This window comes from Quatrionicoccus australiensis, assembly GCF_020510525.1.
In the GTDB taxonomy this organism is placed as follows: Bacteria; Pseudomonadota; Gammaproteobacteria; order Burkholderiales; family Rhodocyclaceae; genus Azonexus; species Azonexus australiensis_B.
Window position 1 is genome coordinate 3,673,520 of sequence record NZ_CP075188.1, and the last position, 24,697, is coordinate 3,698,216.

General features: G+C 61.1%; 18 protein-coding genes, 2 tRNA genes and 3 rRNA genes. 4 read left to right on the forward strand and 19 right to left on the reverse strand.

Annotated features, from left to right (window positions below):
* The first annotated feature begins 13 nt into the window (after positions 1 to 13).
* On the forward strand, positions 14 to 1,711 hold the full coding sequence (locus tag KI612_RS17540) for a potassium channel family protein (RefSeq protein ID WP_226441350.1): 1,698 nt from the start codon (positions 14 to 16) through the stop codon (positions 1,709 to 1,711).
* Here the strand turns inward: KI612_RS17540 and KI612_RS17545 are convergent.
* From KI612_RS17545 to KI612_RS17555, 3 genes are all read right to left on the reverse strand, one after another.
* Entirely contained in the window at positions 1,708 to 3,519 is a 1,812-nt protein-coding gene (locus KI612_RS17545) for a TRAP transporter large permease subunit (RefSeq protein ID WP_226441351.1), read from the reverse strand. The two genes, KI612_RS17540 and KI612_RS17545, sit on opposite strands and share 4 nt — an antisense overlap.
* 240 nt (positions 3,520 to 3,759) lie before the next feature.
* Positions 3,760 to 4,767, reverse strand: coding sequence for a TRAP transporter substrate-binding protein (locus tag KI612_RS17550; RefSeq protein WP_226441352.1), 1,008 nt, complete (start codon positions 4,765 to 4,767; stop codon positions 3,760 to 3,762).
* 18 nt (positions 4,768 to 4,785) lie between these two features.
* Positions 4,786 to 5,688, reverse strand: a complete 903-nt coding sequence (locus KI612_RS17555) for a TRAP transporter TatT component family protein (protein WP_226441353.1) — start codon at positions 5,686 to 5,688, stop codon at positions 4,786 to 4,788.
* A 225-nt stretch (positions 5,689 to 5,913) separates the two neighbouring features.
* Between KI612_RS17555 and KI612_RS17560 the strand changes: the two genes are divergently transcribed.
* Positions 5,914 to 7,059, forward strand: coding sequence for a GGDEF domain-containing protein (locus KI612_RS17560; protein WP_226441354.1), 1,146 nt, complete (start codon positions 5,914 to 5,916; stop codon positions 7,057 to 7,059).
* Here the strand turns inward: KI612_RS17560 and KI612_RS17565 are convergent.
* The 10 genes from KI612_RS17565 to KI612_RS17610 form a co-directional block, all read right to left on the reverse strand.
* The gene (locus KI612_RS17565; protein ID WP_226441355.1) at positions 7,056 to 7,478 is read right to left on the reverse strand and encodes a nuclear transport factor 2 family protein; all 423 of its coding nucleotides are present in this window, start codon (positions 7,476 to 7,478) and stop codon (positions 7,056 to 7,058) included. The two genes, KI612_RS17560 and KI612_RS17565, sit on opposite strands and share 4 nt — an antisense overlap.
* A gap of 1 nt (position 7,479) precedes the next feature.
* A complete protein-coding gene (locus KI612_RS17570) occupies positions 7,480 to 8,235 on the reverse strand; it encodes an SDR family NAD(P)-dependent oxidoreductase (RefSeq protein WP_226441356.1) in 756 nt (251 codons plus the stop codon).
* A 5-nt stretch (positions 8,236 to 8,240) separates the two neighbouring features.
* The gene (locus KI612_RS17575; protein WP_226441357.1) at positions 8,241 to 8,765 is read right to left on the reverse strand and encodes a DUF3833 domain-containing protein; all 525 of its coding nucleotides are present in this window, start codon (positions 8,763 to 8,765) and stop codon (positions 8,241 to 8,243) included.
* Positions 8,762 to 10,009 (reverse strand): MFS transporter, encoded by a 1,248-nt coding sequence (locus KI612_RS17580; protein WP_226441358.1) that lies wholly within the window; start codon positions 10,007 to 10,009, stop codon positions 8,762 to 8,764. The genes KI612_RS17575 and KI612_RS17580 overlap by 4 nt, the downstream gene beginning before the upstream one ends.
* 6 nt (positions 10,010 to 10,015) lie before the next feature.
* Entirely contained in the window at positions 10,016 to 10,600 is a 585-nt protein-coding gene (locus KI612_RS17585; RefSeq protein WP_226441359.1) for a chalcone isomerase family protein, read from the reverse strand.
* Positions 10,593 to 11,789 (reverse strand): SAM-dependent methyltransferase, encoded by a 1,197-nt coding sequence (locus KI612_RS17590; RefSeq protein WP_226441360.1) that lies wholly within the window; start codon positions 11,787 to 11,789, stop codon positions 10,593 to 10,595. The genes KI612_RS17585 and KI612_RS17590 overlap by 8 nt, the downstream gene beginning before the upstream one ends.
* Positions 11,786 to 12,553: a DUF1365 domain-containing protein gene (locus tag KI612_RS17595; RefSeq protein WP_226441361.1), complete on the reverse strand. Its 768-nt coding sequence runs from the start codon at positions 12,551 to 12,553 to the stop codon at positions 11,786 to 11,788. The genes KI612_RS17590 and KI612_RS17595 overlap by 4 nt, the downstream gene beginning before the upstream one ends.
* Before the next feature lie 241 nt (positions 12,554 to 12,794).
* The gene (locus KI612_RS17600; protein ID WP_226441362.1) at positions 12,795 to 14,102 is read right to left on the reverse strand and encodes an NAD(P)/FAD-dependent oxidoreductase; all 1,308 of its coding nucleotides are present in this window, start codon (positions 14,100 to 14,102) and stop codon (positions 12,795 to 12,797) included.
* A 24-nt stretch (positions 14,103 to 14,126) separates the two neighbouring features.
* Positions 14,127 to 14,927 carry a GTP cyclohydrolase FolE2 gene (gene folE2, locus KI612_RS17605; RefSeq protein WP_226441363.1) on the reverse strand — a complete coding sequence of 267 codons (801 nt, stop codon included), beginning with the start codon at positions 14,925 to 14,927 and terminating at the stop codon, positions 14,127 to 14,129.
* A 21-nt stretch (positions 14,928 to 14,948) separates the two neighbouring features.
* Positions 14,949 to 15,506, reverse strand: coding sequence for a glutathione peroxidase (locus KI612_RS17610; protein ID WP_226441364.1), 558 nt, complete (start codon positions 15,504 to 15,506; stop codon positions 14,949 to 14,951).
* A 107-nt stretch (positions 15,507 to 15,613) separates the two neighbouring features.
* Here KI612_RS17610 and KI612_RS17615 point away from each other — a divergent pair, with 107 nt between their 5' ends.
* On the forward strand, positions 15,614 to 16,522 hold the full coding sequence (locus KI612_RS17615; protein WP_226441365.1) for a MerR family transcriptional regulator: 909 nt from the start codon (positions 15,614 to 15,616) through the stop codon (positions 16,520 to 16,522).
* A 130-nt stretch (positions 16,523 to 16,652) separates the two neighbouring features.
* Here KI612_RS17615 and rrf read toward each other — a convergent pair.
* The 5 genes from rrf to KI612_RS17640 form a co-directional block, all read right to left on the reverse strand.
* A 5S ribosomal RNA gene (rrf, locus tag KI612_RS17620) occupies positions 16,653 to 16,766 on the reverse strand.
* Between the two features lie 106 nt (positions 16,767 to 16,872).
* Positions 16,873 to 19,753 (reverse strand): 23S ribosomal RNA (locus KI612_RS17625).
* Positions 19,754 to 19,959: 206 nt separating this feature from the next.
* Positions 19,960 to 20,035 (reverse strand) — tRNA-Ala (locus KI612_RS17630).
* Between the two features lie 96 nt (positions 20,036 to 20,131).
* Positions 20,132 to 20,208: transfer RNA gene (locus KI612_RS17635), tRNA-Ile, on the reverse strand.
* A gap of 62 nt (positions 20,209 to 20,270) precedes the next feature.
* Positions 20,271 to 21,808 (reverse strand): 16S ribosomal RNA (locus KI612_RS17640).
* Together the 16S, 23S and 5S rRNA genes with 2 tRNA genes alongside form the textbook arrangement of a ribosomal RNA operon.
* A gap of 421 nt (positions 21,809 to 22,229) precedes the next feature.
* On the opposite strand from KI612_RS17640, the gene rfaE2 reads away from it, so the two are divergent.
* A complete protein-coding gene (gene rfaE2 / locus KI612_RS17645; protein WP_226441366.1) occupies positions 22,230 to 22,718 on the forward strand; it encodes a D-glycero-beta-D-manno-heptose 1-phosphate adenylyltransferase in 489 nt (162 codons plus the stop codon).
* Positions 22,719 to 22,763: 45 nt separating this feature from the next.
* Here the strand turns inward: rfaE2 and KI612_RS17650 are convergent, their stop codons facing one another.
* A complete protein-coding gene (locus KI612_RS17650) occupies positions 22,764 to 24,659 on the reverse strand; it encodes a potassium transporter Kup (protein ID WP_226441367.1) in 1,896 nt (631 codons plus the stop codon).
* Positions 24,660 to 24,697: the final 38 nt, after the last annotated feature.

Consider the following 24,697-nt stretch of genomic DNA (forward strand, 5'->3'; position numbering starts at 1 on the left):
GCGGAGCGCCACGGTGAACAGCGCTTTTTTCCTCGTTTTGCGGCGCATGCGGGCGCCGATCATTGCCCTGATCGTCATCTACGCGATCGCCGTCTTCGGCCTGACCCTGGTCCCCGGCGTCGACGCCGAAGGCCATCGCGCACCGCCGCTCAGCTTCTTCCACGCCTTCTATTTCGTCAGCTACACGGCAACGACCATAGGCTTCGGCGAAATTCCCGGCGCCTTCTCCGATGGCCAGCGGCTGTGGGTCACCTTCTGCATCTACCTGACCGTGCTCGGCTGGTCGTATTCCGTGGTCACGCTGATCGCGCTGCTGCAGGACAAGGGCTTCCAGAACACCCTGACCAGCAACCGCTTCGCGCGCCGCGTAATGCGCCTCAAGGAACCCTTCTACCTGATCTGCGGTTGTGGCGAGACCGGCAACCTGATCTGCCGCACCTTCGACCAGACCGGCCAGGCCTTCGTCGTGCTCGAAAAGGACGAACTGCGTGTCCAGGAACTTGACCTGCAGGATTTCAAGACCGACACCCCCGCCCTGGCGGCCGATGCGCAACACCCCGAAACGCTGTTGCTGGCCGGCCTCAAGCACCCGAAATGCCGCGGCGTGCTGGCCGTCACCAATGACGAGGAAGCCAATCTCGGCATCGCCATCACGGTTCGCCTGCTCAATCCCGGCATTCCGGTCATCGCCCGCGCGCGCAGCGAGTCCACCAGTGCCAACATGGCCTCCTTCGGCACCGACCACATCATCAATCCCTATGTCCGCTTCGCCGAGCATCTGGCGCTGGCCGTTGCCGCGCCGGAGCGTTTCCGCCTCATCGAACTGCTCACCAGCCTGCCCGAATCGCCGCTGCCCGAGCCGCACCGGCCGCCCGGCGGGCACTGGATACTGTGCGGCTACGGCCGTTTCGGCCAGGCCCTGGGCAGCCGCCTGCAGCAAACCGGCATCCACCTGACCATCATCGACCCCAAGGCGGCAGGCGCCGACCGCAGCATCGCCGGCGACGGCACCGAAGCCGCCACCCTGCGCCAGGCCGGCATCGAGCGCGCATCCGGCATCATTGCCGGCAGCGACAACGACATCAACAACCTGTCGATCGCCGTCACCGCCAGTGAACTCAATCCGCAGCTATTCGTCGTGGCACGCCAGAACCACACCGCCAACGGTGCACTGTTCGATGCTTACGCTGCCGACTTCACGATGGTCCCGAGCCGTATCGTCGCCCAGGAAGCCATCGCCATCCTGAGTGCACCGCTGCTCGCCCGTTTTCTTGAACGCCTGCGCAACGCCGATGAAAGCTGGAGCCAGTCGCTGGGCGAGCGCCTGCAGGCACTGTGTGCGCCGCTGACCCCGGCCATCTGGGACATCCGCCTCAACATCAGCGAAGCGCCGGGCGCTTACCGCGCGCTGATGCGCGGCAGGGATTTCCGGCTCGGCGACATCCTGCGCGACGGCAGCGAGCGCGAGCGGGCGCTGCCCATCCTGCCGCTGTTGCTCGAACGCGGCGAAAACATCATCGTGTTGCCCGACGAACGCTACAAGCTACAGGCCGGCGACCAGCTGCTCTTTGCCAGCTCGCTCGCCACCCAGCGCAACCTGACTTGCACGCTGCGCAACGAGAACGAACTGGCCTACGTGCTCGACGGCGAAGAATCGAGCAGCTGGCTGTGGCGCAAACTGCGCCGCAAGGGCGCCGGGCAAGCTTCCTAAATCAGGCCGAACAGGCCGGGCAACCAGATGGCCAGCGCCGGCAGCAGCGAGATGACCAGCGCCCCGCAGAACATCGCCAGCAAGGCCGGCAATACTGCCCGCGCCACCTGGCGCAGGGGCTTGTCGAACATCGCCGAGGCAAAGTAGATATTCATACCGGCCGGCGGGCAGAGAAAACCCATCTCGATGTTGGCCAGGAAGATGATGCCGAAATGCACCGGGTCGATGCCGTAGGCGAGCGCCACCGGCAGCAGCAGCGGCACCAGCACGACGATGGCCGCAAAGATTTCCATCAGCGCCCCGGCGAGCAGCAGGAAGACATTGAGCGCAACAAGGAAGGCCCACTTGTTGGGCAATACCGCCTGCGCCCAGTCGATGGCGCGATCCGGGATACCGGCATCGACCAGGTAATTGGTCAGGCCGAGCGCCATGCCGAGGATCAGCATGATGCCGCCGATCACCTGCACGCATTCGACCAACGCCCGGCCGACGCCGCGCCAATCGAGTTCGCGGTGGAAGAATGTTTGCGTCAGCAGCGCGTAGGCTGCGGTCAAGGCGGCACTTTCGGTCGGCGTGGCGAAGCCGCCGGCCAGCGAACCGATCGCCACCACCGGTGCCAGGATTTCCCAACGCGCCGCCCAGGCGGCCTGGCGGGCAGCGCTGAAATCCGGCCTTTTTACCGCGTCGACCGCTACGCCCTTGAGAAAGCCGCCAACCACGAGCAGGAAGAAAATCATCACCAGCGCCGGCAGTACACCGGCCAGGAACATCGTGTTGATCGGCACGCGGGCGATGATCGCGTACATGATCAGCGGCACCGACGGGGCGAGCAGCACGCCGAGCGCGCTGGCACTGGTCACCAGGCCGATGCCGCGCTGTTCGGGAAAGCCGGCCCGCGTCAGCAGCGGCAGCAGCAAGCCGCCGAGGGCCAGGATGGTGACGCCGCTGCCACCGGTCAACGCGGTAAAACAGGAACAAAGCAGCGCGCCGGCGATCGCCGTGCCGCGCACGCCGCCACCGAACAGCGCGGTGAATAAAGTTCCCAGGCGTGCCGCTGCACCGGTCCGGGCGAACACCAGACCGGCCAGCGTAAACAACGGCAAGGCCGGCAGCGAAGGATTGACCGTGATCTGGTAATGGCTGAGCGGCACCGCGGCGAGCGGCTGGCCTTCGCTCCAGAACAGCGCCAGCGCCAGACCGCCAAGCACGGCAAAGACCGGTGCGCCGCAGAACAGAATGGCGAGCAGCCACACCGCAAACGGCCAGAGCGGCAGCGTTTCGCCATCGAAATGCGCGGCAAACAAGGCGCCCAGCAGCGGCAGCAGCACGGCCGGCAAGAGGCGCAGCCAGCCGGTCGACGCCATGCGCCAGGCCATTTTGCCAGCCAGCAGCAGAAAGCCGACCGGCATCGCAAGCTGGAAGAACCAGCCGGGAATCTCGTAGGCGATGGCATGCGGCACCGCCATTTCGCTGGCCACGAAAGTCCAGCTGGCTTGCGCCAGCATGCCGCCGAGCAGGGCCGAACTGCCCTGGGCAAACCAGCGGGCGGCCCGCCTCAGCGCCGGATTCTTGCTGCCGGCCAGACCGGCGCCGAGCGAAGTCAGATGGCCGCCGCGTTCGGCGACCAGCGCCCCGAACATGGCCAGGACCAGCCCGAGATGCTGGACGAAGAGCGGCGCATTGGCGATGCCCTGACCGAACAGCGGGCGCAGCAGCATTTCGGCCAGCGGCAGGAGCAGCATCAGGCCGAGCGCGCCGGCCGCGAGCAACGCATCGAAGGCGCCGAGCCGGCGCAGCAGCGGCATCATCCTTGAAACCCCAGTTGGACGCGGCTGTTGGTGCGTTTGGGCGGGATGGCCGGCGCGAAGCGACGCCGCGGCAGGCTCATGCCTGCAAGAAGGAGCGACAAAGCCGGGCGCCCGCCCGGACGTGCCAGCGGCCGCGTAGCGCTCTCACCTGTTGGGTGAATCACCTCGAAGGCGCAAAAGTCAGTGCCCATGCAGCTCGCCAGAGATGGATAAGCGGTCAACTGAGGTTTCAAGGATCACTTATTTCTTGCCGGCGCGGAAGGCTTTCAGATGGCCGACCACTTCGTCAAAGGTGGTGGCCGGCACCAGCTTGCCGCGAATCTGCGGGTACAGCTTGTCGGCCAGCTCGTTCCACTCCTGCATTTGTCGGGGATTGGGCTGGTTGACCGTCAAGCCGCGCTTTTTCATCGCCTCGACCGCCTCATCAACCTCTTGGCGCGCCTTGCTGCGGATCTGGGCACCGGCCCTGGCGCCGGCTTCGCGCACCACGGCCTGCGCTTCCGGCGTCATTTCATCCCAGGCCTTGCGGGTGATGACCAGGGCGCCGACGATGGGCGCCCAGTTGAGGTCGAGCATGTTCGGGGCGCTGTTGTAGATCTGCGTCGCCAGCGCGAAATACGGCGTGGACGGCACGGCATCAATCATCCCGGTCTGGATGGAGGGCAGGATGTCGCCGGTTTCCAGCGGCACCGGCGTATAGCCGAGGCGCTTCATGATTTCCTGCTGCTCGACCTCGCCGCCCCAGGCAAAGAACTTCATCGCCTTGTAGTCGTCCGGACGGAAAGCCGGCTTTTTCGAGAAGAAGCGCACCCAGCCGGCATCGCCCCAGGCGAGCACGACAAAGCCCTGGTCGAGGAATTTCTTCTCCATCGCCGGACGCATCTTCTCGCGCACGTAATCGACTTCCTCCCAGTTGCGGAACATCAGCGGCATGTTCTGCAAGGCGGCAATCGACGGCTCGATCTCGCGCAGGCCGACCACCGAGAGCAGCCCGCCCTGCAACTGGCCGATGCGCATGCGGCGCACCATGTCGGTCTCGCCGCCCTGGCTGCCGTCGGGGTAGACCAGATATTTCGCGCTGCCGCCCTGTGCCGTGCGCCAGGCTTCGCCGAGTTCCATCAACTGGCGGTGATACAGCGAATTCTTCGGGGCCAGGGTGCCGATGCGCAACTGCTTGTCGGCGGCAAAGGCGCTTAATGCAAGCAGGCTGGCGAGCAGCAGGGCGGCCAGTTTTCCGGGTGTTTTCATTGTTTTCTCCGTCGCGTTTCAGAACAGGTCGTCGGCTTTTTCCAGCAGCCAGGCTGCGCGCCGGCGCATGACTTCGTTTTGCATGGCCAGCGGGCTGTCGGGCGCATCCTTGATGGCCAGGGCCTGGCGCAGCAATTGTTCGAACAGGGCGCGCTCGCCGGCCGGCTGGGCATGGCCTTCGGCCTTGGCGAGCAGCGCCCCGGCACTGCGCCCGGCCGACTGCGCAATTGCCTGATCAAACAAGGCCAGGGCGCGGGCCGGACTGCCGCCCGGACGCGCCACTTCAAAAGAGGCAAGCAGGCTGGTCAGCGAACCCTGCCCCCAATCCGGATCGCTCGCCCAGGCCAGTTGGGCCAGACGAACGGCGAGCGGCAGATCGGCGACGACTTCGGGATCATCCTTGCTCAGCGAAATCCAGCCGCCCCAGGAGGCCGCCGCCCAGTAGGCGAGACCGACCTCTTCCGGTTTCAGGCGCGGCCAGTCCTCCGGCTGCGAGCTGGCCAGCCGCCGGACAAAACCGGAATTTGCCAATTCCAGGGCGTTGACCGCATGGCGCTGCGCCCGCTGGTAGAGACGGGCCGCGCGCTGGCGCATGCGCTCGGCGCCCTTGCTGTCGACCGACTCCAGGCGATCCGCCTCACTGGCGACAAAGGCATAGGCGTACTGGGTGAAGCCGCCCGCCACCGACTCGGCCAGTGCCAGGTGGCCAGGCTGCTGCTGCAATACCGATTCCGACAGTTTCAGATAGAAAGGCGCCGCATCGCGCGCCAGTTCGAGATCGTTTTCGCTGACCCGCCCCTGCCCGGCCAGCGCATCGGCCATACTGCCGACCACCAATTGGCGCGGCGTACAGCCGGCCAGCAACAGCGACGCCAACACCGCCAGCAGCAGGCCAGCCAAGCGGCGCGCTGGCGCAATCATGGGGATTCGAGGGTAACAGGCCATAGGCGCAGCACCTTAGCCGGCACTTGTTACAACGGGATGACGCACTGCCCTCCGGGCAAGTCGGCAAAGCGCCGGATTCCCTTGTCACTCCAGCCATGCAAGGTGCCAAGCTTTGCTGGCCAACGGGCGCTTTCTGATTAGAATGTCTGTCATGTGTCTTGGCGCACACAACGCTGGCCCGCCACCTGGAGACTTGTCGTCTTGAGTCAAACACCCCGCATTGAAGCGGCCCTGTTCCGCCACTTGCTCGATAACGCCGCCATCCCGCTGATCGGCAGCGGCATCGGCAGCCTGCTGGTGGCCTGGGCCCAGTACGGCATGCTCCCGGGCAAGCTGGCGCTGGCCTGGCTGGCGGCTGTCTATCTGACCATCGGCCTGCGCCTGCTGATCATCCGGCATTACCGGGCGCGTCAGGCCAAGACCGAGCCGAGCCCGGCTGAAGCAATGCGCTTTGCGCTCAGCGTCGGTCTGTCAGGAATCGTCTGGGGACTGGCCGGCCTGTTCCTGATCGACACTTCGCCGATCGGCATGGTGGTGACGATCACTGCCATCCAGGCCATGGTGATGGGCGCTGCGCTGACCCTGAGCGCCTTCCTCCCGGCTTTCTACGCCTTTACCGTGCCGGCGATGCTGCCGCTGATCGTCGTCCTGGCCAGCCGCGGCGGTACGGCCGACATGGCACTGGCGCTTTACAGCGCGATCTTTCTGATCCTGATCATCGGCAATGCCCGGCACTTCAACAACACCTTGCGGCAAACCTGGCAACTCAGCTTCGACAAGGAAGACCTGGTCAGCGCCCTGACCAAGGCGCACGACCTGCAATCAACGCTGGCCCAGACCGACGGGCTGACCGGCATTGCCAACCGGCGCCGCTTCGATGCCGCCCTGCAGCAGGAAATCTCGCGTCACCAGCGCTCAGGCGGACAACTGGCACTGCTCATTCTCGACGTCGACCATTTCAAGAATTACAACGACACCTACGGCCATCTGGCCGGCGATGCCTGCCTGCAACGCATCGCCCAGGTGCTCGGCAAGCACCTGCACCGCGGCACCGACCTCGCGGCGCGTTACGGTGGCGAGGAATTCGCCGGCATCCTGCCGGCCACCGAACTGGCCGGCGCTCTCTGGCTGGCGGAACAGATCCGCAGCGATGTCGAGAAGCTCAATATCGAGCACGCCGCCTCGGCCAATGCCGACCACATCACCGTCAGCATCGGCGTTGCCAGCCTGCCCGGCCGCCAGCTCGGCGCACCGGGCGAACTGATCGATCTCGCCGACCAGGCGCTGTACGCCGCCAAGCAGGACGGGCGCAACCGGGTAGTCAGCGCACCGGAAAAGCCGGCTTAGGCCGCCAGCATCCGGCGCAAGCCACGCATCAAGGTGCCGATGGCTGGTAACTTCATGTACAACTCCTCGGCCGTGTCCCAGTAATCGCGGTGATAACAGACCTTGCCGGCGGCGTCGAATTTGAGATGCGACACACCGCGCATGAGCTGGGTTTCGCCCTTGCCCCAGCGCTTCACCCGGAAGCAGAACTCCCAGACCAGCATGGCGCCGTTCGCGTCGACGACTTTTTCGGTAACGCTGAAACGCGGTGCGTCGACCTGCGTGAACATGTGCATGAAAATATGCTGGATCGCTGCAATGCCGCGCACCTCGTTGAACGGGTCCTTGAACCAGGCATCGTCACTGTAGAACTCGGGAAAGCGCGCCACACTGGCTGGCGAAAAATCGTTGTAGAACTGGATCAGTGCATCGAGTTGCATCTCAGCCTCCGGTCAGGCGGCGCATCAGCGGGAAATACCAGGCGTAGGGCAGGCTGGCGAAAAATTTCATCAGGCGGGTAAAACGTTTCGGATAGTGGATTTCGAAATTGCCCGTTTTGAACCCGTCGACCGTGGCGCGCGCCGCCTGTTCGGGCGTTTGCAGGGCCGGCATGCTGAAATCGTTCCTGGCGGTGAGCGGCGTCGCGACGAAGCCGGGATTGATCAGCCAGACACCGATCCCCTTGGGCAGCAGGTCGAGATGCAGCACTTCGGCAAAATGGATCAGCGCCGCCTTGCCCGGCCCGTAGCAAAGCGCCTTGGGCAGGCCGCGATAGCCGGCGACGCTGGCCACGAAGGCGATGCCGCCGCCCGGCTGGAGATCGGCCAGAACGGTCGCCGCCAGACGCATCGCGCCATTGAAATTGACCTCGACGACACGCTCGGCGACCGCCAGATCAAAGCTGTCGGCACGCATCGGCACGTAGTCGCCGGCCAGATAGACGACCAGATCGACGCCGCCCCAGGCGGCGATCAACGCCTGACGAGCCGCCAGCAGACTGGCCGCATCGGTTGCATCGCAGGGCAGCAGCAAGGCATCGCTCAGGCCAAGGGCCTGCAATTTTTCCCGACCGCGTGCGGAGAGCGCCAGGCGTGCACCACGCCCGGCCAGTTCGCGGGCCACGGCCGCGCCGATGCCGCTCGAAGCGCCGACCAGCCAGACGCGCTTGCCGTGCCAGTCGGTGATTTTCGGGTTCATGGCGCTTACGGCCGCTTGACGAAGGTCAGTGTCACCTCGCCCAGGTTGAAGCCCCATTTCGACATGTAGGAGCGATTCATCATGACTTTGTCGTCCATCAGGAACATCCAGTCGTCGAAATCGACGTTATAGACCTTGCCATCGACCGGCAGCGCCAGCACGTAGCGCCAGCGCAGCGCATTGCCGGCAACTTCGCCAATCGCCTCGCCGACGACATCGTCGGCCGTGCCGCGGAAAGTCCCGTCGGCCTGTTTGACCAGGGTCCAGACACGGCGCGAGGTCGTGCCGTCCGACCATTTGAACTGCTCGTCGAGGACGCCGGTATCGCCGCTCCACTTGGCGTCGATGACGACCTGGAAGCGTTTCTTGACCTCGCCCGAGCGCCCCTGGAACATGCCCCAGGCGTCGAGCGTGCCGTTCAGATAAGTCTTCAGATCGAGGGCCGGCTGTTCGGCGCGGTACTGTTCGACACCGGTCGAGGCACAAGCGCTCAGGCCAAGGGAAAGGGCAACGGCAGCGAGTAGTTTCATGATTGAAGCTCCAAAGAGGTACGCCAGCGCCAGAGCAGCGCGCCGGCCAGCAACTTGAAGGCGAGCGGCAACAGGGCGTAAGCGAAAACAAGGGCCGCCAGGCCGGTACCGCCACCCGGCACATAGCCGAGGGCACCGATCAGCGGCAGGGAAAGCCCGGCGGCGAGCGCCAGGTTGAGTTTGGCAACCAGATTCCACACCCCGAAGCAGGCGCCGGCCTGGCCCTGGCGTTCGCCAAGATCGGCGGCAATCGCCACCGGCAGGGCGAGGTCGGCGCCGAGCGCCAGTCCGGAGGCCAGGCAGATCGCCGCGAAAGCCCACAGATCGCCGGGGCCGAGCAAGCTGGCACCGGCAAAGGCGGCAATTGACAGCGCAATCGCCAGCAGCCAGGCGACGACCCGGCCATGCCGCGCTGCCAGTCGCACCCAGAGCGGCAGGGAAGCCGCCCCGGCGATGAAATACAGGGCGAGCAGCGGGCCGCTCGCCGCTTCGGCCTGCAACACATCGGCCACGAAGAACAGGAAGAGCGTCGCCGGCAGCGCGGCGGCGATGCCGTTGGCGACAAAGACCAGCAACAGACGGCGAAAAGCCTGCTCGGCAAAGACCCGGCGCAAGCTGGCCAGCAACGGCTCGCGCGACATCGGCGCCGCCGGCCCAGCCGGCACGCCGTAGAAACTGACCGCCGCCGCGAGCAGCAGAAGCGGCGGCAGCAGCCAGCTCAGGCGGGCGATGCCTTCGTTCATGCCGGCAGCCAGCACGGACGGCAAGGCGGCAGCGAGCACCACGCCGAGCAGCCCGAAGCCCTCGCGCGCTGCGGTCAAGCGTGTGCGCAGGCCGGAATTGCTGCCGACGTCGGCGCCCCAGGCCTGGTAGGCGACGGTCGCCGCCGAGAAACCGAGATAGGTCAGCGCCAGGGCCCCGAGCAGCCAGAGCGCGGCGCCCTCAGCGGGCGGATTGAGCAAGGCGACGAAGCCCAGCCCGAACGGCAACAGCGCCAAAGCCAGCATGCGCCGGCGCGGCACCCTGTCCGCCAGCCAGCCCAGCCACGGATCGATCCCGGCATCGAGCAGACGCGCTCCGAGCAGGATCAGACCGAGCAGCGCCAGCGACATGCCCGTCACCTCGGCATAAAAGCGCGGCACATGCACATAGATCGGCAAGGCCGCGAAGGCCAACGGCAGGCCAAGCGCGCCATAGGCGAGGATGCGAGCCGTGTTCATCGGCGCCCGGCCTGGTGTTGGCATGCGAACTCAGCCACGGTCGCTGCCCCGCTGCAGCAGGGCCGCCCGCAGATCCGGCGCGCTGGTGCGGGCATCGAGCCAGATGGCGAAGAAAGCGCGGGCGAAGGCCGCTTCGTCGATGCGGCCGAGCAGACGTCCGTTGAAGTGAAAAATCGCGCTGCCCGCACGGTATTCGCCGATGATCGCATCGCCCGGCCGGACATCCGGAAACAGCCCGGCCATCAGCCCGCCCCAGCGGGCCAGCGTCGCCTCGTCGGCCAGGCCGAGCTGGCGGATTTCCTTGACGCTGGCTTCGGCAATCGCCGCGCCGGCGATGTTGCGCTTGTAGGTCAGTTGCAGCGCCAGCGGCGGACGCAGCGGATCTTCACCGGCCCACAGGCTGGCCGCATAGACGAGAAAGCCGAAGCGACGGAATTCGCCGCTGCCCCAGCGTTGCAGGCCGGCGGTCGGATCGGTCGTTGCCCAGGCGGCAAACGGCGCCCCGGCCAGGCCGAGCAGCAATTCACGGCGGCGCGCCGAGGCCGGCCGGTTTTGGGCGATTTTTGCCGGTTGACCGTCGGCCAGCGGTGCGCCGGGTGCCACCAGGCTAAGCATGCGCAAGTTCAAACTGGACGACATCGACGTTCCCGGCCAGGAAGCCGGCCTCGCAGTAACAGAGATACATGCGCCACAGACGGCGGAAATTTTCATCGAAACCGAGCTTCTGGATTTCCGGCCATTTCGCCTCGAAAGCCAGCCGCCATTCGGCCAGCGTGCGGGCGTAATCGAGGCCGAAAGCGTATTCGCCCTGCACGCGCAGCCCCTGCTTCGCCGCCGCAGCGCGGAAGGCCTGACGCGAAGGCAGCATGCCGCCGGGAAAGACGTATTGCTGGATGAAATCGGTGCCGCGCCGGTAGCTGGCGAACAGGTCGTCGCGGATGGTGATGCTCTGGATCATCGCCTTGCCGCCCAACTTCAGCGCGCCGGCCACGGTCTTGAAATAGCCCGGCCAGAAACGCTCGCCGACCGCCTCGAACATCTCGATGGACACCACGTGATCGAACTGTTCGCGGTTGTCGCGATAATCCTGCAGGCGCAAATCAGCCTGCGGCACGCGCTGCTGCGCCCAGGCCAGTTGCGCCGGCGACAGCGTCAGGCCGGTGACCTGCAGGCCCGAATCGACGGCCAGTTCGGCGAAACCGCCCCAGCCGCAGCCGATTTCGAGCACTTTCTGGCCGGTCCTCGCTTTCAGATGATTGAGGATGCGCTGGTACTTGGCGTGCTGTGCCATTTCCAGCGAGCCATCATCGACCTCACGATAGATCGCCGCCGAATAGCTCATGCTCGGGTCGAGCCAGAGCTGATAGAAATCGTTGCCCAGATCGTAGTGGGCCATGATGTTGCGCTTGCTGCCGGCCTTGCTGTTGCGGTTCAGCCAGTGCCGGACACGCGCCGCGAGCAGGTTGCGCCACGAGCCATAGACCGCCTTTTGCAGCACGGCGCGGTTCTTCGCGAGCAGCGCCAGCAGGCCAGTGACATCGGGCGAATCCCAGTAGCCGTCAAGATAGGCTTCGGCCAGGCCGATGTCGCCACGGGCCAGGACCATGGCGAAGGTCGCCTCGTCATGCACCTGCATGCTGATGCCGTGCTCGCCATCGCCAAACAGGGCGCAGGAGCCGTCGGGCAGGCGGATTTCGAGCAAGCCGCCGGTCAACTTTTCCAAAAGCGCAAAAACCAGGCGGGTATCGCGGTTGGCATGGGCTTGGGTGTGGGTGCTGCCGCGCAGGGTCAGAGTATTGTTCATTTGCTTGATTCCGGAAGAGGTTGGGAAACACGGGCGCCGCGAAACGGCACCCCTTTCGCCCAGAGCTTCAGGGCTTGCCAGTGAATGCGGAAAATCACGCCGGCAGTGAGGAAAGGCATGCGCAGGAAGGCGCCGAGCAGGCCGCTCGCGGTCCACGCCCGCGCCTTGCCGGAAATCGAGGTGAGCAGCAGTTCGCCCTCGGCATCGTCGTAGTCGATGCGGGCCAGCGGCACCGGCCGCTCAAGGTGGAAGCGGAAGCGATAGCCGCCCTCGATCTCGTTGAAGGGCGAAACATGGAAACACTTGGCGGCGCGCATTTCCGCACCATCGACCAGCGGCTCGCCGGCGGCATGCAGCAGGTAGTTGTGACGCCCGCCGAAGGTGTTATTGACCTCGGCCAGCACGGCGATCAAGGCGCCGCTGCGATCATGGCAATACCAGAAGCTGACCGGATTGAAGACCATGCCGCAGACGCGCGGGAAGGTCTGCAAAACGATCTCGCCATCGGCCGGCAGACCGTTGTCGCGCAGCAGATTCTCGATCCAGGGCAACAACGGACTGCCGTCGCGGGCGCCGTGGTCGCGCTGGCGGAAACTCAGCACATTCCAGCGGTCGACCGAGAAAATGCCGCAATTTCCAGCGGCCAGATTGCGGACTGGCAAGGCCACGTAGAAAACCGGGTAAACGAAGGCGTTGACCGCCGGGCGCAAGCGCCGGTGCATGACATGGCCGAGGAAGAGTTGCGGCGCGAAGTTCATGATCATTGAAACCTCGGTTGGACGTGGCTGTTGGCGCGTTTGGGCGGGATGGCCGGCGCGAAGCGACGACGCAGCAGGCTCATGCCTGCAAGGAGGAGCGACAAAGCTGGGCGCCCGACCAGACGTGCCAGCGGCCACGTAGCGCTGTCACCCTTTGGGCACATCACTTCGAAGGCACAGAGGTCAGTGTTCATGCGGCTGGCCTGAGATCGACAAGCGGTTAACTGAGGTTTCAAGGATCACGACCTCAGGCGCTTTCGGTTTCGCGCAGCAGTTCGGCAACGCCGTCTTGCCATGGCGCCTTGACGCCCATGCCGTTGACCACGCGCAAGGCCGACTTCAGGCCGTCTTCGTGAAAGCCGTAGCTGCCCCAGGCGCCTGCCAGCCAGATGCCGTTCTCGCCCTGCACTTCGGCGAGCTTCTGCTGCGCGGCGATGGCCGGGCCGTCGAAGATCGGATGCGCGTAGTCGAATTCGGCGAGCACCTTGGCCGGATCCGGCTCGCGCGCCGGGTTCAGGGTGACGACGACCGGTGTCTTGAAGGGCAAGGGCTGCAGCTTGTTGATCAGGTAGGAAACGCCGACCGGCTGCTCACCCGGATCGCCCTGCCCGGCAAAGTAATTCCACGCCGACCACAGCTTTTCATCGCGCGGCAGCAGGGCCGGATCGGTGTGCAGCACGGCGCGGTTGGGCTGGTAGCGGATGGCAGAGAGCACGTCGCGTTGGCCGTCGCTCGCCGTGAAACCGAGAATGGCCAGCGACTGGTCGCTGTGGCAGGCCATCACCACTTGGTCGAACAGTTCGCTGCCTTGCGCATGTGTCACGCGCAGTTGCTCGCCATCGCGCGTCACCGCGCTCACCGGGCAGGCCAGGCGGATATCGTCGAGGCGCTCGGCGATCTTGCGCACGTATTCACGTGAGCCACCCAGCACGGTACGCCACAGCGGCCGGTCGAAAACCTGCAGCAGGCCGTGGTTCTGGCAGAAGCGGATGAAGGTGGCGAGCGGCATGTCGCGCATCTGGCCGGTCGGGCAGGACCAGATCGCGGCGGCCATGGGCAGCAGGTACCAGTCGGCAAAGGCAGATGAATAGCGGCCGGCCTCGAGGAAATCCTGCAGGCTGCGTTCATTGTCGGGATGCGTCGCCAACCAGGCCGTGCTCTCGCGGTTGAAGCGCAGGATGTCGGAAAGCATGGACCAGAAGCTCGGGCGCAGCAGGTTGCGCTTCTGGCCGAAAACGGTGGCCAGACTGCTGCCGGCCCATTCGAGATCGGGGTTCTCGAGGCTGACGGCAAAAGACATCTCGGTCTCGACGCTGGCTACGCCCAGTTGCGCGAACATCGCGATCAGGTTGGGATAAGTCTTCTCGTTGAAGACCAGGAAGCCGGTATCGACCGGATGCGTTTTGCCCTCCAGGGTGACGTCGACCGTATTGCTGTGGCCGCCGAGATAGCTGCCCGCTTCGAACAGGGTCACGTCATGTTGGCGGCTCAGCAGCCAGGCACTGGCCAGTCCCGAGATGCCGGCGCCGACGACGGCGATGCGTTGTTTTTGCATGTCTAGTCTCCTCCGCCCAGCGGTTCAGGCATTGACGCCGAACAATTCGGCGTAGGCGGAATGGTTGTGGATGGATTCGAAGTTCTCCGAGCTCACTTTCCACTCGGCGATACGCGGCTCGTGCATGAGCCGCAGCGCAATGTCACGCACCAGATCTTCGACAAACTTCGGGTTGTCGTAGGCGCGCTCGGTAACCCATTTCTCGTCAGGACGTTTCAACAGGCCAAATACCTCACATGAAGCTTCCTCTTCAGCAACCCTGACCAATTCCTCGATCGCCATCGGCTGACGCAAACGCGCCTCCAGGGTGATGTGTGAGCGCTGGTTGTGAGCGCCGTAAGCAGAGATCTTCTTCGAGCAAGGGCACAGGCTGGTCACCGGCGCGACCACGCGCAAGCTCAGGCGGGCAGGCTCGCCGCAACGCTGCTCGAGGATCAGCGTCGTATCGTAATCAAGCAGACTTGAAACGCCGGACACCGGGGCCGACTTGCGAATGAACCAGGGGAAGGCCAGTTCGATCCGCCCGCTTTGCGCTTCCAGACGGCGCAGCATGTCGGCGAGCAACGCAAAAAGGCCATCCTGGGTCAGTGGACCGTCCTGCGCCTCGATCAACGCAACGAAACGCGACATGTGGGTTCCCTTGACCTCCGGCGGCAGGCCGACGGTCAGGGCCATGGTCGCCACGGTTGCCTGCACGACACCTTCTGCCGTTTCGAGCTGCAGCGGATAGCGCATTCCCTTGATGCCGACCTGCTGGATGGCAAGACTGCGGGTGTCGGCAAAGGCCTGCACATCGGGCAGGAAAAAATGATCGGGAGCATTCATCGCGGTTTCTCCTGCAGCGGCTTATTTGAGGAATTCATCAATCTTGGCGAGCAGCGCCTTGCTGTCCGGCCGGGTCATGCTGCCGAATGCAACGACCTGGGTGGCATCGCGATTGATCAGGTATTTGTGGAAGTTCCAGCGCGGCCGGCTGTCAGTGATCTGGGCCAGCTGCAGATAGAACGGATTCGCCTCTTTTCCCTTGACCGTGCTCTTGGCCACCATCGGAAACTGGACGCCGTAGGTCAGGCGGCAAAAATCGGCGATTTCCTTGCTGTTGCCGGGCTCCTGGTCGCCAAAGTCATTGGAAGGAAAGCCCAGCACCACCAGCCCCTTGTCCTTGAGGCGTGCATAGAGCTTCTCCAGACCGTCGTACTGCGAAGTAAAACCGCAGTAGCTCGCCGTATTGACGACCAGGATGACCTTGCCCTGATATTGGCAAAGAGGCATCGGCTTGCCGTCGAGCAAATTGGCAAAGCTGTGATTGAGCAGAGCCGGACACTCGCCAGCAAGTGCTGGCGGTACAACACCGAGGGAAAGCAGGCCGGCGATGCCGAACAAGCGCTTGATCCGGGAAATCATGTCCAACTCCTTTGCTGTTTGTCCTAGACAAATAGAACGTTTGTCCGTAAGATAACCAGCAAAAGTTTGCTTGTCAACGGTTTGTCGAACATTTGTACTGGACAAATATGAACACCATCAATTTCAGCATCGCCGCTGTTGAACGCGACACCGGGCTATCCAAGGATGTGTTGCGCATGTGGGAACGGCGCTATGGCTTCCCCAACCCGGGCCGTGACGCTAACGGCGAGCGGCTTTATCCGGCTGCCCAGGTTGAACGGCTGAGCGCGATCAAACGCCTGATGGATCAGGGACATCGACCAGGAAAGCTGATGCTTGCATCAACCGAAGAGCTGGCACTACTGGCACCGAAAGCCGGGAAAAGCAGCCTGAAAAAAGCCGGTGGTGGCGCAGATGAGCTAGAGGACTTACTCACGCTGATCAAACAACACGATGCAAGCGGCTATCAACAAGCGATGCAGCAGCGACTCGCCAGGCAAGGATTCCAGTTGTTTGTCCAGGACACGATTGCCCCGTTGACGACCGCCGTTGGCCAGGCTTGGGAAGAAGGCAGATTTGAGGTTTTCGAAGAGCACCTATTCACCGAACTGACCAAACGCCTTCTGCGCCAGGCAATTTCAACCCTGCCCGGAGGCAAGCGCAGCCCGCGTATCCTGCTGACCAGCGTCGCGGATGAACAGCATGTCCTCGGCTTGTTGATGGCAGAAGGACTTTTCTCGCTGGAAGGCGCCGAATGCATCCCGCTCGGCACCCAGATGCCATTGCTCGAGATTTGCCGGGCGGCGATAGCCCATCGTGCCGACGTTGTCGCACTGTCCTTCTCGATCGCCTTCCCGCAACGCCAGATTCCCGGACTGCTGCAACAACTGCGGCAGATCCTGCCGGAAACGACCGCACTCTGGGTGGGTGGCGGCGGCGTCAGCAAACTTGGCAAGATGGAAGGAGTCCGGGTTCTCACCACCCTCGATGCGGCGATGAACGCCGTAACTGACTGGCGCGCTGACAAAAGCCTCTGAACCGCCAAAAAGCCATTAAAAACAAGGCCTCCTTTGCCCGGGATGGCTCGCACCCCTGACTTCCGCAATTTACCCCGGTAGACGCGCAAAAGCCCCGCTAGCTTGTGCTAGGGGGGCTTTTGAAATGGGAGCCTGGCGGTGACCTACTTTCGCGAGCGAAATACTCACTATCATCGGCGCTTTGCTGTTTCACGGTCCTGTTCGGGAAGGGAAGGGGTGGGTCCAGCAGGCTATTGCCGCCAAGCGTAACTTGTGTGCTGCGTCGCATTGCTGCGCCGAAGCAAAATTGGGAGAGAAGGTTGATTGTTGTGACTGCTATGAGTGTTGCTTGCAGTGTATTACAAGGTTATAGGATCAAGCCGTACGGGCAATTAGTATCAGTTAGCTTAACGCATTACTGCGCTTCCACACCTGACCTATCAACGTCGTGGTCTTCGACGACCCTTTAAGGAGTTCAAGACTCCGGGAAATCTCATCTTAAGGCGAGTTTCACGCTTAGATGCTTTCAGCGTTTATCTCTTCCGAACATAGCTACCCGGCGATACGACTGGCGTCATAACCGGTACACCAGAGGTTCGTCCACTCCGGTCCTCTCGTACTAGGAGCAGCCCCCTTCAAATTTCCAGCGCCCACGGCAGATAGGGACCAAACTGTCTCACGACGTTTTAAACCCAGCTCACGTACCTCTTTAAATGGCGAACAGCCATACCCTTGGGACCGGCTACAGCCCCAGGATGAGATGAGCCGACATCGAGGTGCCAAACACCGCCGTCGATATGAACTCTTGGGCGGTATCAGCCTGTTATCCCCAGAGTACCTTTTATCCGTTGAGCGATGGCCCTTCCATACAGAACCACCGGATCACTATGACCTGCTTTCGCACCTGCTCGACTTGTGGGTCTCGCAGTCAAGCACGCTTTTGCCATTGCACTTTATGGACGATGTCCGACCGTCCTAAGCGTACCTTCGTACTCCTCCGTTACCTTTTGGGAGGAGACCGCCCCAGTCAAACTGCCCACCATGCACGGTCCCCGATCCGGATTCACGGATCAAGGTTAGAACCTCAAATAAATCAGGGTGGTATTTCAAGGTTGGCTCCACCGAAACTAGCGTCCCGGTTTCACAGCCTCCCACCTATCCTACACAGACCGATTCAAAGTCCAATGCAAAGCTACAGTAAAGGTTCATGGGGTCTTTCCGTCTTGCCGCGGGGAGATTGCATCTTCACAAACATTTCAACTTCGCTGAGTCTCAGGAGGAGACAGTGTGGCCATCGTTACGCCATTCGTGCAGGTCGGAACTTACCCGACAAGGAATTTCGCTACCTTAGGACCGTTATAGTTACGGCCGCCGTTTACCGGGGCTTCGATCAAGAGCTTGCACCCCATCACTTAACCTTCCGGCACCGGGCAGGCGTCACACCCTATACGTCCACTTTCGTGTTTGCAGAGTGCTGTGTTTTTATTAAACAGTCGCAGCCACCATTTCACTGCAACCCCATCGGGCTTTCGTCGCGAGGACTTATACCCTACCGGGGCACACCTTCTCCCGAAGTTACGGTGTTAATTTGCCGAGTTCCTTCTCCTGAGTTCTCTCAAGCGCCTTAGAATTTTCATCCTGCCCACCTGTGTCGGTTTGCGGTACGGTCAATTCTAGACTGAAGCTTAGTGGCTTTTCCTGGAAGCTTGGTATCAATCACTTCAGCACCGTAGTGCCTCGTCGTCACGCCTCAGATAATTCCCCCGGATTTGCCTAAGGGACACTCCTACACGCTTAAACCACCTATTCCAACAGATGGCTGACCTAACCTTCTCCGTCCCCACATCGCATCTAGAATCGGTACAGGAATATTGACCTGTTTCCCATCGACTACGCATTTCTGCCTCGCCTTAGGGGCCGACTCACCCTACGCCGATGAACGTTGCGTAGGAAACCTTGGGCTTTCGGCGAGGGAGCTTTTCACTCCCTTTATCGCTACTCATGTCAGCATTCGCACTTCTGATATCTCCAGCAACCTTCTCAAGTCACCTTCACAGACCTACAGAACGCTCCCCTACCATATCTTTCGATATCCGCAGCTTCGGTGCACAGTTTGAGCCCCGTTACATCTTCCGCGCAGGACGACTCGACTAGTGAGCTATTACGCTTTCTTTAAAGGATGGCTGCTTCTAAGCCAACCTCCTAGCTGTCTATGCCTTCCCACTTCGTTTCCCACTTAACTGTGTCTTGGGGACCTTAGCTGGCGGTCTGGGTTGTTTCCCTCTTGACAATGGACGTTAGCACCCACTGTCTGTCTGCCACACTCGCACTCAACGGTATTCAGAGTTTGCCATGGTTTGGTAAGTCGCGATGACCCCCTAGCCATAACAGTGCTTTACCCCCGTTGGTGATATGTGACGCACTACCTAAATAGTTTTCGGGGAGAACCAGCTATTTCCGGATTTGTTTAGCCTTTCACCCCTATCCACAGCTCATCCCCTAATTTTTCAACATTAGTGGGTTCGGACCTCCAGTACCTGTTACGGCACCTTCATCCTGGCCATGGATAGATCATCCGGTTTCGGGTCTACGCCGTGCTACTAAACGCCCTTATCAGACTCGCTTTCGCTACGCCTCCCCTATTCGGTTAAGCTCGCAACACAACGTAAGTCGCTGACCCATTATACAAAAGGTACGCAGTCACCGAACAAGTCGGCTCCCACTGTTTGTATGCATGCGGTTTCAGGATCTATTTCACTCCCCTCCCGGGGTTCTTTTCGCCTTTCCCTCACGGTACTAGTTCACTATCGGTCGATCACGAGTATTTAGCCTTGGAGGATGGTCCCCCCATGTTCAGACAAGGTTTCACGTGCCCCGCCCTACTTTTCGCTAACTTAGTACCACGGATTGGTTTTCATGTACGGGGCTATCACCCACTACGGCCGGACTTTCCATTCCGTTCCATTAACCATTCCGCTATCACTAGCAGGCTGCTCCCCGTTCGCTCGCCACTACTTGGGGAATCTCGGTTGATTTATTTTCCTCCGGCTACTTAGATGTTTCAGTTCACCGGGTTCGCCTCCCTGACCTATGTATTCAGTCAGGGATACCTCATAAGAGGTGGGTTTCCCCATTCGGATATCGGGGGATCAAAGCTTCATTGCCAGCTCCCCCCCGCTTTTCGCAGGCTTGCACGTCCTTCATCGCCTGTGATCGCCAAGGCATCCACCACATGCACTTAGTCGCTTGATCCTATAACCTTGTACTCTCTTAACGAGAGCGGCTACAGGCAAACTCATATTTGTGCTGTATCGTCCGAAGACGTTACAGATGCAATCACAACGCATCACCCATGCCTCATCAGCACGAGTGACACAACCTTCTTCCAATTTGTTAAAGAGCGTAGCAATTGATTCCTCAAAAGCTAAAGATAAACATCGCTGCTTATCTTTAGGTTCTGGTGGAGGATAACGGGATCGAACCGTTGACCCCCTGCTTGCAAAGCAGGTGCTCTCCCAGCTGAGCTAATCCCCCGTTAAGCTTCGCATTACGTCGTTGCTCAACATCTTGCATACCAAGGTATGCGGCGATGTCTCGCGCCTCGTACTGCTCGCTTACTTGATTTGACGTTGGTGGGTCTGGTTGGAATCGAACCAACGACCCCCGCCTTATCAAGACGGTGCTCTAACCGACTGAGCTACAGACCCTCGTCTGTTTGCTACTCATTGAACAACCGATAGGTTGTGGGTGCCAGAGATGCTTTCTCTAGAAAGGAGGTGATCCAGCCGCAGGTTCCCCTACGGCTACCTTGTTACGACTTCACCCCAGTCACGAACCCCGCCGTGGTAAGCGCCCCCCTTGCGGTTAGGCTACCTACTTCTGGCGGAACCCGCTCCCATGGTGTGACGGGCGGTGTGTACAAGACCCGGGAACGTATTCACCGTGACATGCTGATCCACGATTACTAGCGATTCCGACTTCACGCAGGCGAGTTGCAGCCTACGATCCGGACTACGATCGGCTTTCTGGGATTAGCTCCACCTCGCGGCTTGGCAACCCTTTGTACCGACCATTGTATGACGTGTGAAGCCCTACCCATAAGGGCCATGAGGACTTGACGTCATCCCCACCTTCCTCCGGTTTGTCACCGGCAGTCTCGTTAAAGTGCCCAACTAAATGATGGCAATTAACGACAAGGGTTGCGCTCGTTGCGGGACTTAACCCAACATCTCACGACACGAGCTGACGACAGCCATGCAGCACCTGTGTTCCAGTTCCCTTTCGGGCACACCCAAATCTCTTCAGGCTCCTGGACATGTCAAGGGTAGGTAAGGTTTTTCGCGTTGCATCGAATTAATCCACATCATCCACCGCTTGTGCGGGTCCCCGTCAATTCCTTTGAGTTTTAACCTTGCGGCCGTACTCCCCAGGCGGTCAACTTCACGCGTTAGCTCCGGTACTAAATGGTTTTACCCACCCAACACCTAGTTGACATCGTTTAGGGCGTGGACTACCAGGGTATCTAATCCTGTTTGCTCCCCACGCTTTCGTGCATGAGCGTCAGTATTGGCCCAGGGGGCTGCCTTCGCCATCGGTGTTCCTCCACATCTCTACGCATTTCACTGCTACACGTGGAATTCCACCCCCCTCTGCCATACTCTAGCCTTCCAGTCACAAGCGCAGTTCCCAGGTTGAGCCCGGGGATTTCACGCCTGTCTTAAAAAACCGCCTGCGCACGCTTTACGCCCAGTAATTCCGATTAACGCTCGCACCCTACGTATTACCGCGGCTGCTGGCACGTAGTTAGCCGGTGCTTCTTATTCCGGTACTGTCATCCACACCAGGTATTAACTGATGCGATTTCCTCCCGGCCGAAAGAGCTTTACAACCCGAAGGCCTTCTTCACTCACGCGGCATGGCTGGATCAGGGTTGCCCCCATTGTCCAAAATTCCCCACTGCTGCCTCCCGTAGGAGTCTGGACCGTGTCTCAGTTCCAGTGTGGCGGATCATCCTCTCAGACCCGCTACAGATCGTCGCCTTGGTGAGCCTTTACCTCACCAACTAGCTAATCTGATATCGGCCGCTCAAAGAGCACAAGGTCTTGCGATCCCCTGCTTTCCCCCTCAGGGTATATGCGGTATTAGCGTAACTTTCGCTACGTTATCCCCCACTCAATGGTACGTTCCGATACATTACTCACCCGTTCGCCACTCGCCACCAGGATTGCTCCCGTGCTGCCGTTCGACTTGCATGTGTAAGGCATGCCGCCAGCGTTCAATCTGAGCCAGGATCAAACTCTTCAGTTCAATCCAACATTACTACTCACAATTCACTGACGGTAGAATTTAACTTCTACCTCGATGGATCTCTCCATCCGTGTGATTGCCTTTAATACTTTTGTGTGACCTAAGCCACTAGCATCAAGGCACCCACACCTATCGGTTGTTCAAATTGTTAAAGATCGCTTGCTTCGCTGCGCCGTTTGTTTTGTTTCGTCAGCAGCGAAGGGGGCGAATTCTAACGAGCACCAAACACCTCGTCAACAACTTTTTGCATTTTCCTTTAAAAAAGTTGAAAACACCGACTTTTGCCCACTCTTGTCCTTGGCGCCAGCCAGCATCACACAGAGACTGACAACCCGCCCTATCTGATCAACAAACTTCAAACCACACCTATCCGAACACCCTCGCACTAGAATAAGCGCCTGTTTTCACATTGAACCCCACCATGACCTACGCCCCCCCCTCCTTCGAATCGAAAATCTGCCCGCCGGAACAGTTGACCGCCCGCGCATCACAGATTGCCCGCCCACTGGTCTTTACCAACGGCTGCTTCGATATCCTGCACCGCGGCCACGTCACCTATCTGGCGCAGGCAGCAGCGCTCGGTGCCAGCATGATTGTCGCGCTCAACAGTGATGCGTCGGTGAAACGCCTGGGCAAAGGCGATGACCGCCCGGTCAACGCACTGGAGGACCGCTTGGCGGTAATGGCATCCTTGGGCTGCGTGGCCCTGGTCACATGGTTTGATGAAGACACACCACTGCAGCGCATCCTTGAGTGCAAACCGGAAGTCCTGGTCAAGGGCGGCGACTGGCCGGTGGAAAAGATCGTTGGCTGCAACGAGGTGCGCAGCTGGGGAGGCACGGTGCATTCGATTCCCTTCATTCACCAGAAATCGACGACCGCCCTGCTCGAAAAAATCCGCAGGCTCTAATGCACAAAGGCGCCAAGCGGCGCCTTTGTCCTATCTGGATCCCGCCTAGAGAACCACCTGCGTTCCCAGCTCCACCACCCGGTTGCTCGGGATCTTGAAGAAGGCTGTGGCCGATCCGGCGTTGCGGAACATGGCGATGAAAATCTTTTCCCGCCAGAAGGCCATTTCGGAATTCAACCGGGGAATAAGCGTTTCGCGACCGATGAAGTAAGACGTCTCAAGGGCACTGAATTCAAGCCCGGAATCCGCACAGAGCAGCATGGCCGCAGGAATGTCGGGCTCATCCTTGAAACCGTACTGGACGATGACGCTCCAGAAATTTTCCTTCAACTGCCGAACTTCGACACGATCGATATCCGGCACATACGGCACATCGTAGAACTGCACGGAGACCAACACGACCCGCTCATGCAGCACCTTGTTGTGCATCAGGTTGTGCAACAAGGCATGCGGCACGCCTTTCGGGTCGGCATTGAGGAACACGGAGGTACCGAATACCCGGGTCGGCATCGAGGTTGCCAGCGAATCAAGGAACATTGAGAGTTCGAGACGCTCGCCCTTGAGGCGATCGGATAGCAGTTGCCGGCCGCGCTTCCAGGTCGTCATCAGCACAAAAACAACCATCCCGGCGACCAGCGGGAACCAGCCACCGTCAGGAATTTTCAGGACATTGGCCGCCAGGAACACCAGTTCGACAGCAAGGAAGCAAGAGAACAACAGGACAGCCTTGGTCCAGCCCCACTTCCAGGAACGGGCAACAACGACGGTGGCAAGAATGGAGGTGATCACCATGTCGCCGGTCACCGCGATGCCATAGGCCGCAGCCAGATTATTCGAAGACTTGAATCCGAGCACCAGGATCATCACGGCCAGCATCAAGCCCCAGTTCACCGCCGGCAGGTAAATCTGCCCGGCTTCCTTTTCCGAAGTGTGCTGTACCTCCATGCGCGGCACGAAACCGAGCTGCATGGCTTGGCGGGTTACCGAGAAGGCACCGGAAATCACTGCCTGCGAGGCAATCACCGTCGCCACGGTGGCAAGAGCAACGAGCGGATAAAGTGCCCAGTCCGGGCCAAGGTGGAAAAAGGGATTCTTGGCCGCCTCCGGTTCGGCCAGGATCAGCGCCCCCTGGCCAAAGTAATTGAGGACCAGAGCCGGCAGCACGAAGGCGAACCAGGCGCGCTGGATCGGCTTTCGCCCGAAATGTCCCATGTCGGCGTAAAGTGCCTCGGCCCCGGTCACGGCGAGCACGACGTTCCCCATCGCGACCAGCGCCAGGGCCTTGTTGGAGAGCAGGAAATCGAGGCCATACAGCGGGTTGAGCGCAGTCAGAATGGCCGGATGCTCGACGATGCTGTACAGGCCAAGCAAAGCCAGCGTGCTGAACCAGAGCACCATGATCGGTCCGAAGAAGGCACCGACCACGGCCGTGCCGCTGCGCTGTACGAAGAACAGGCCGAACAGCACCACCATGGTCAAGGGAATGACGAAAGGCTTGAAGGCAGGCGTTGCGACTTCCAGCCCCTCAACGGCGGAGAGCACCGACATCGCCGGCGTCACCATGCCGTCACCGTAGAACATCGCCGCCCCCAGGATGCCGACAATCATGATCAGCTTCATCTGCAGCGGTTTGCCCTGCGCATCGTGCAAGGCAAGGGCAATCATCGCCATGATGCCGCCCTCGCCGCGGTTGTCGGCACGCATGATGAAAATCACGTACTTGATCGAGACGATGATGATCAGCGCCCAGAAGAACAACGACAGGCTGCCGAAAATATTGGCCTCGGTTACCGGAATCGGATGATTGCCGGCAAAGACTTCCTTGACCGCGTACAGCGGACTGGTACCGATGTCGCCATAGACCACCCCGAGGGCGGCCAGGGCCATGACGGCGAGGCGCTTGCCGGTGAGTTCTCCGGCCTGTTGGTGACTGCTGCTCATATTTACCCCAGAATCGCCGGCGGCTTCGTGGCCGCTCT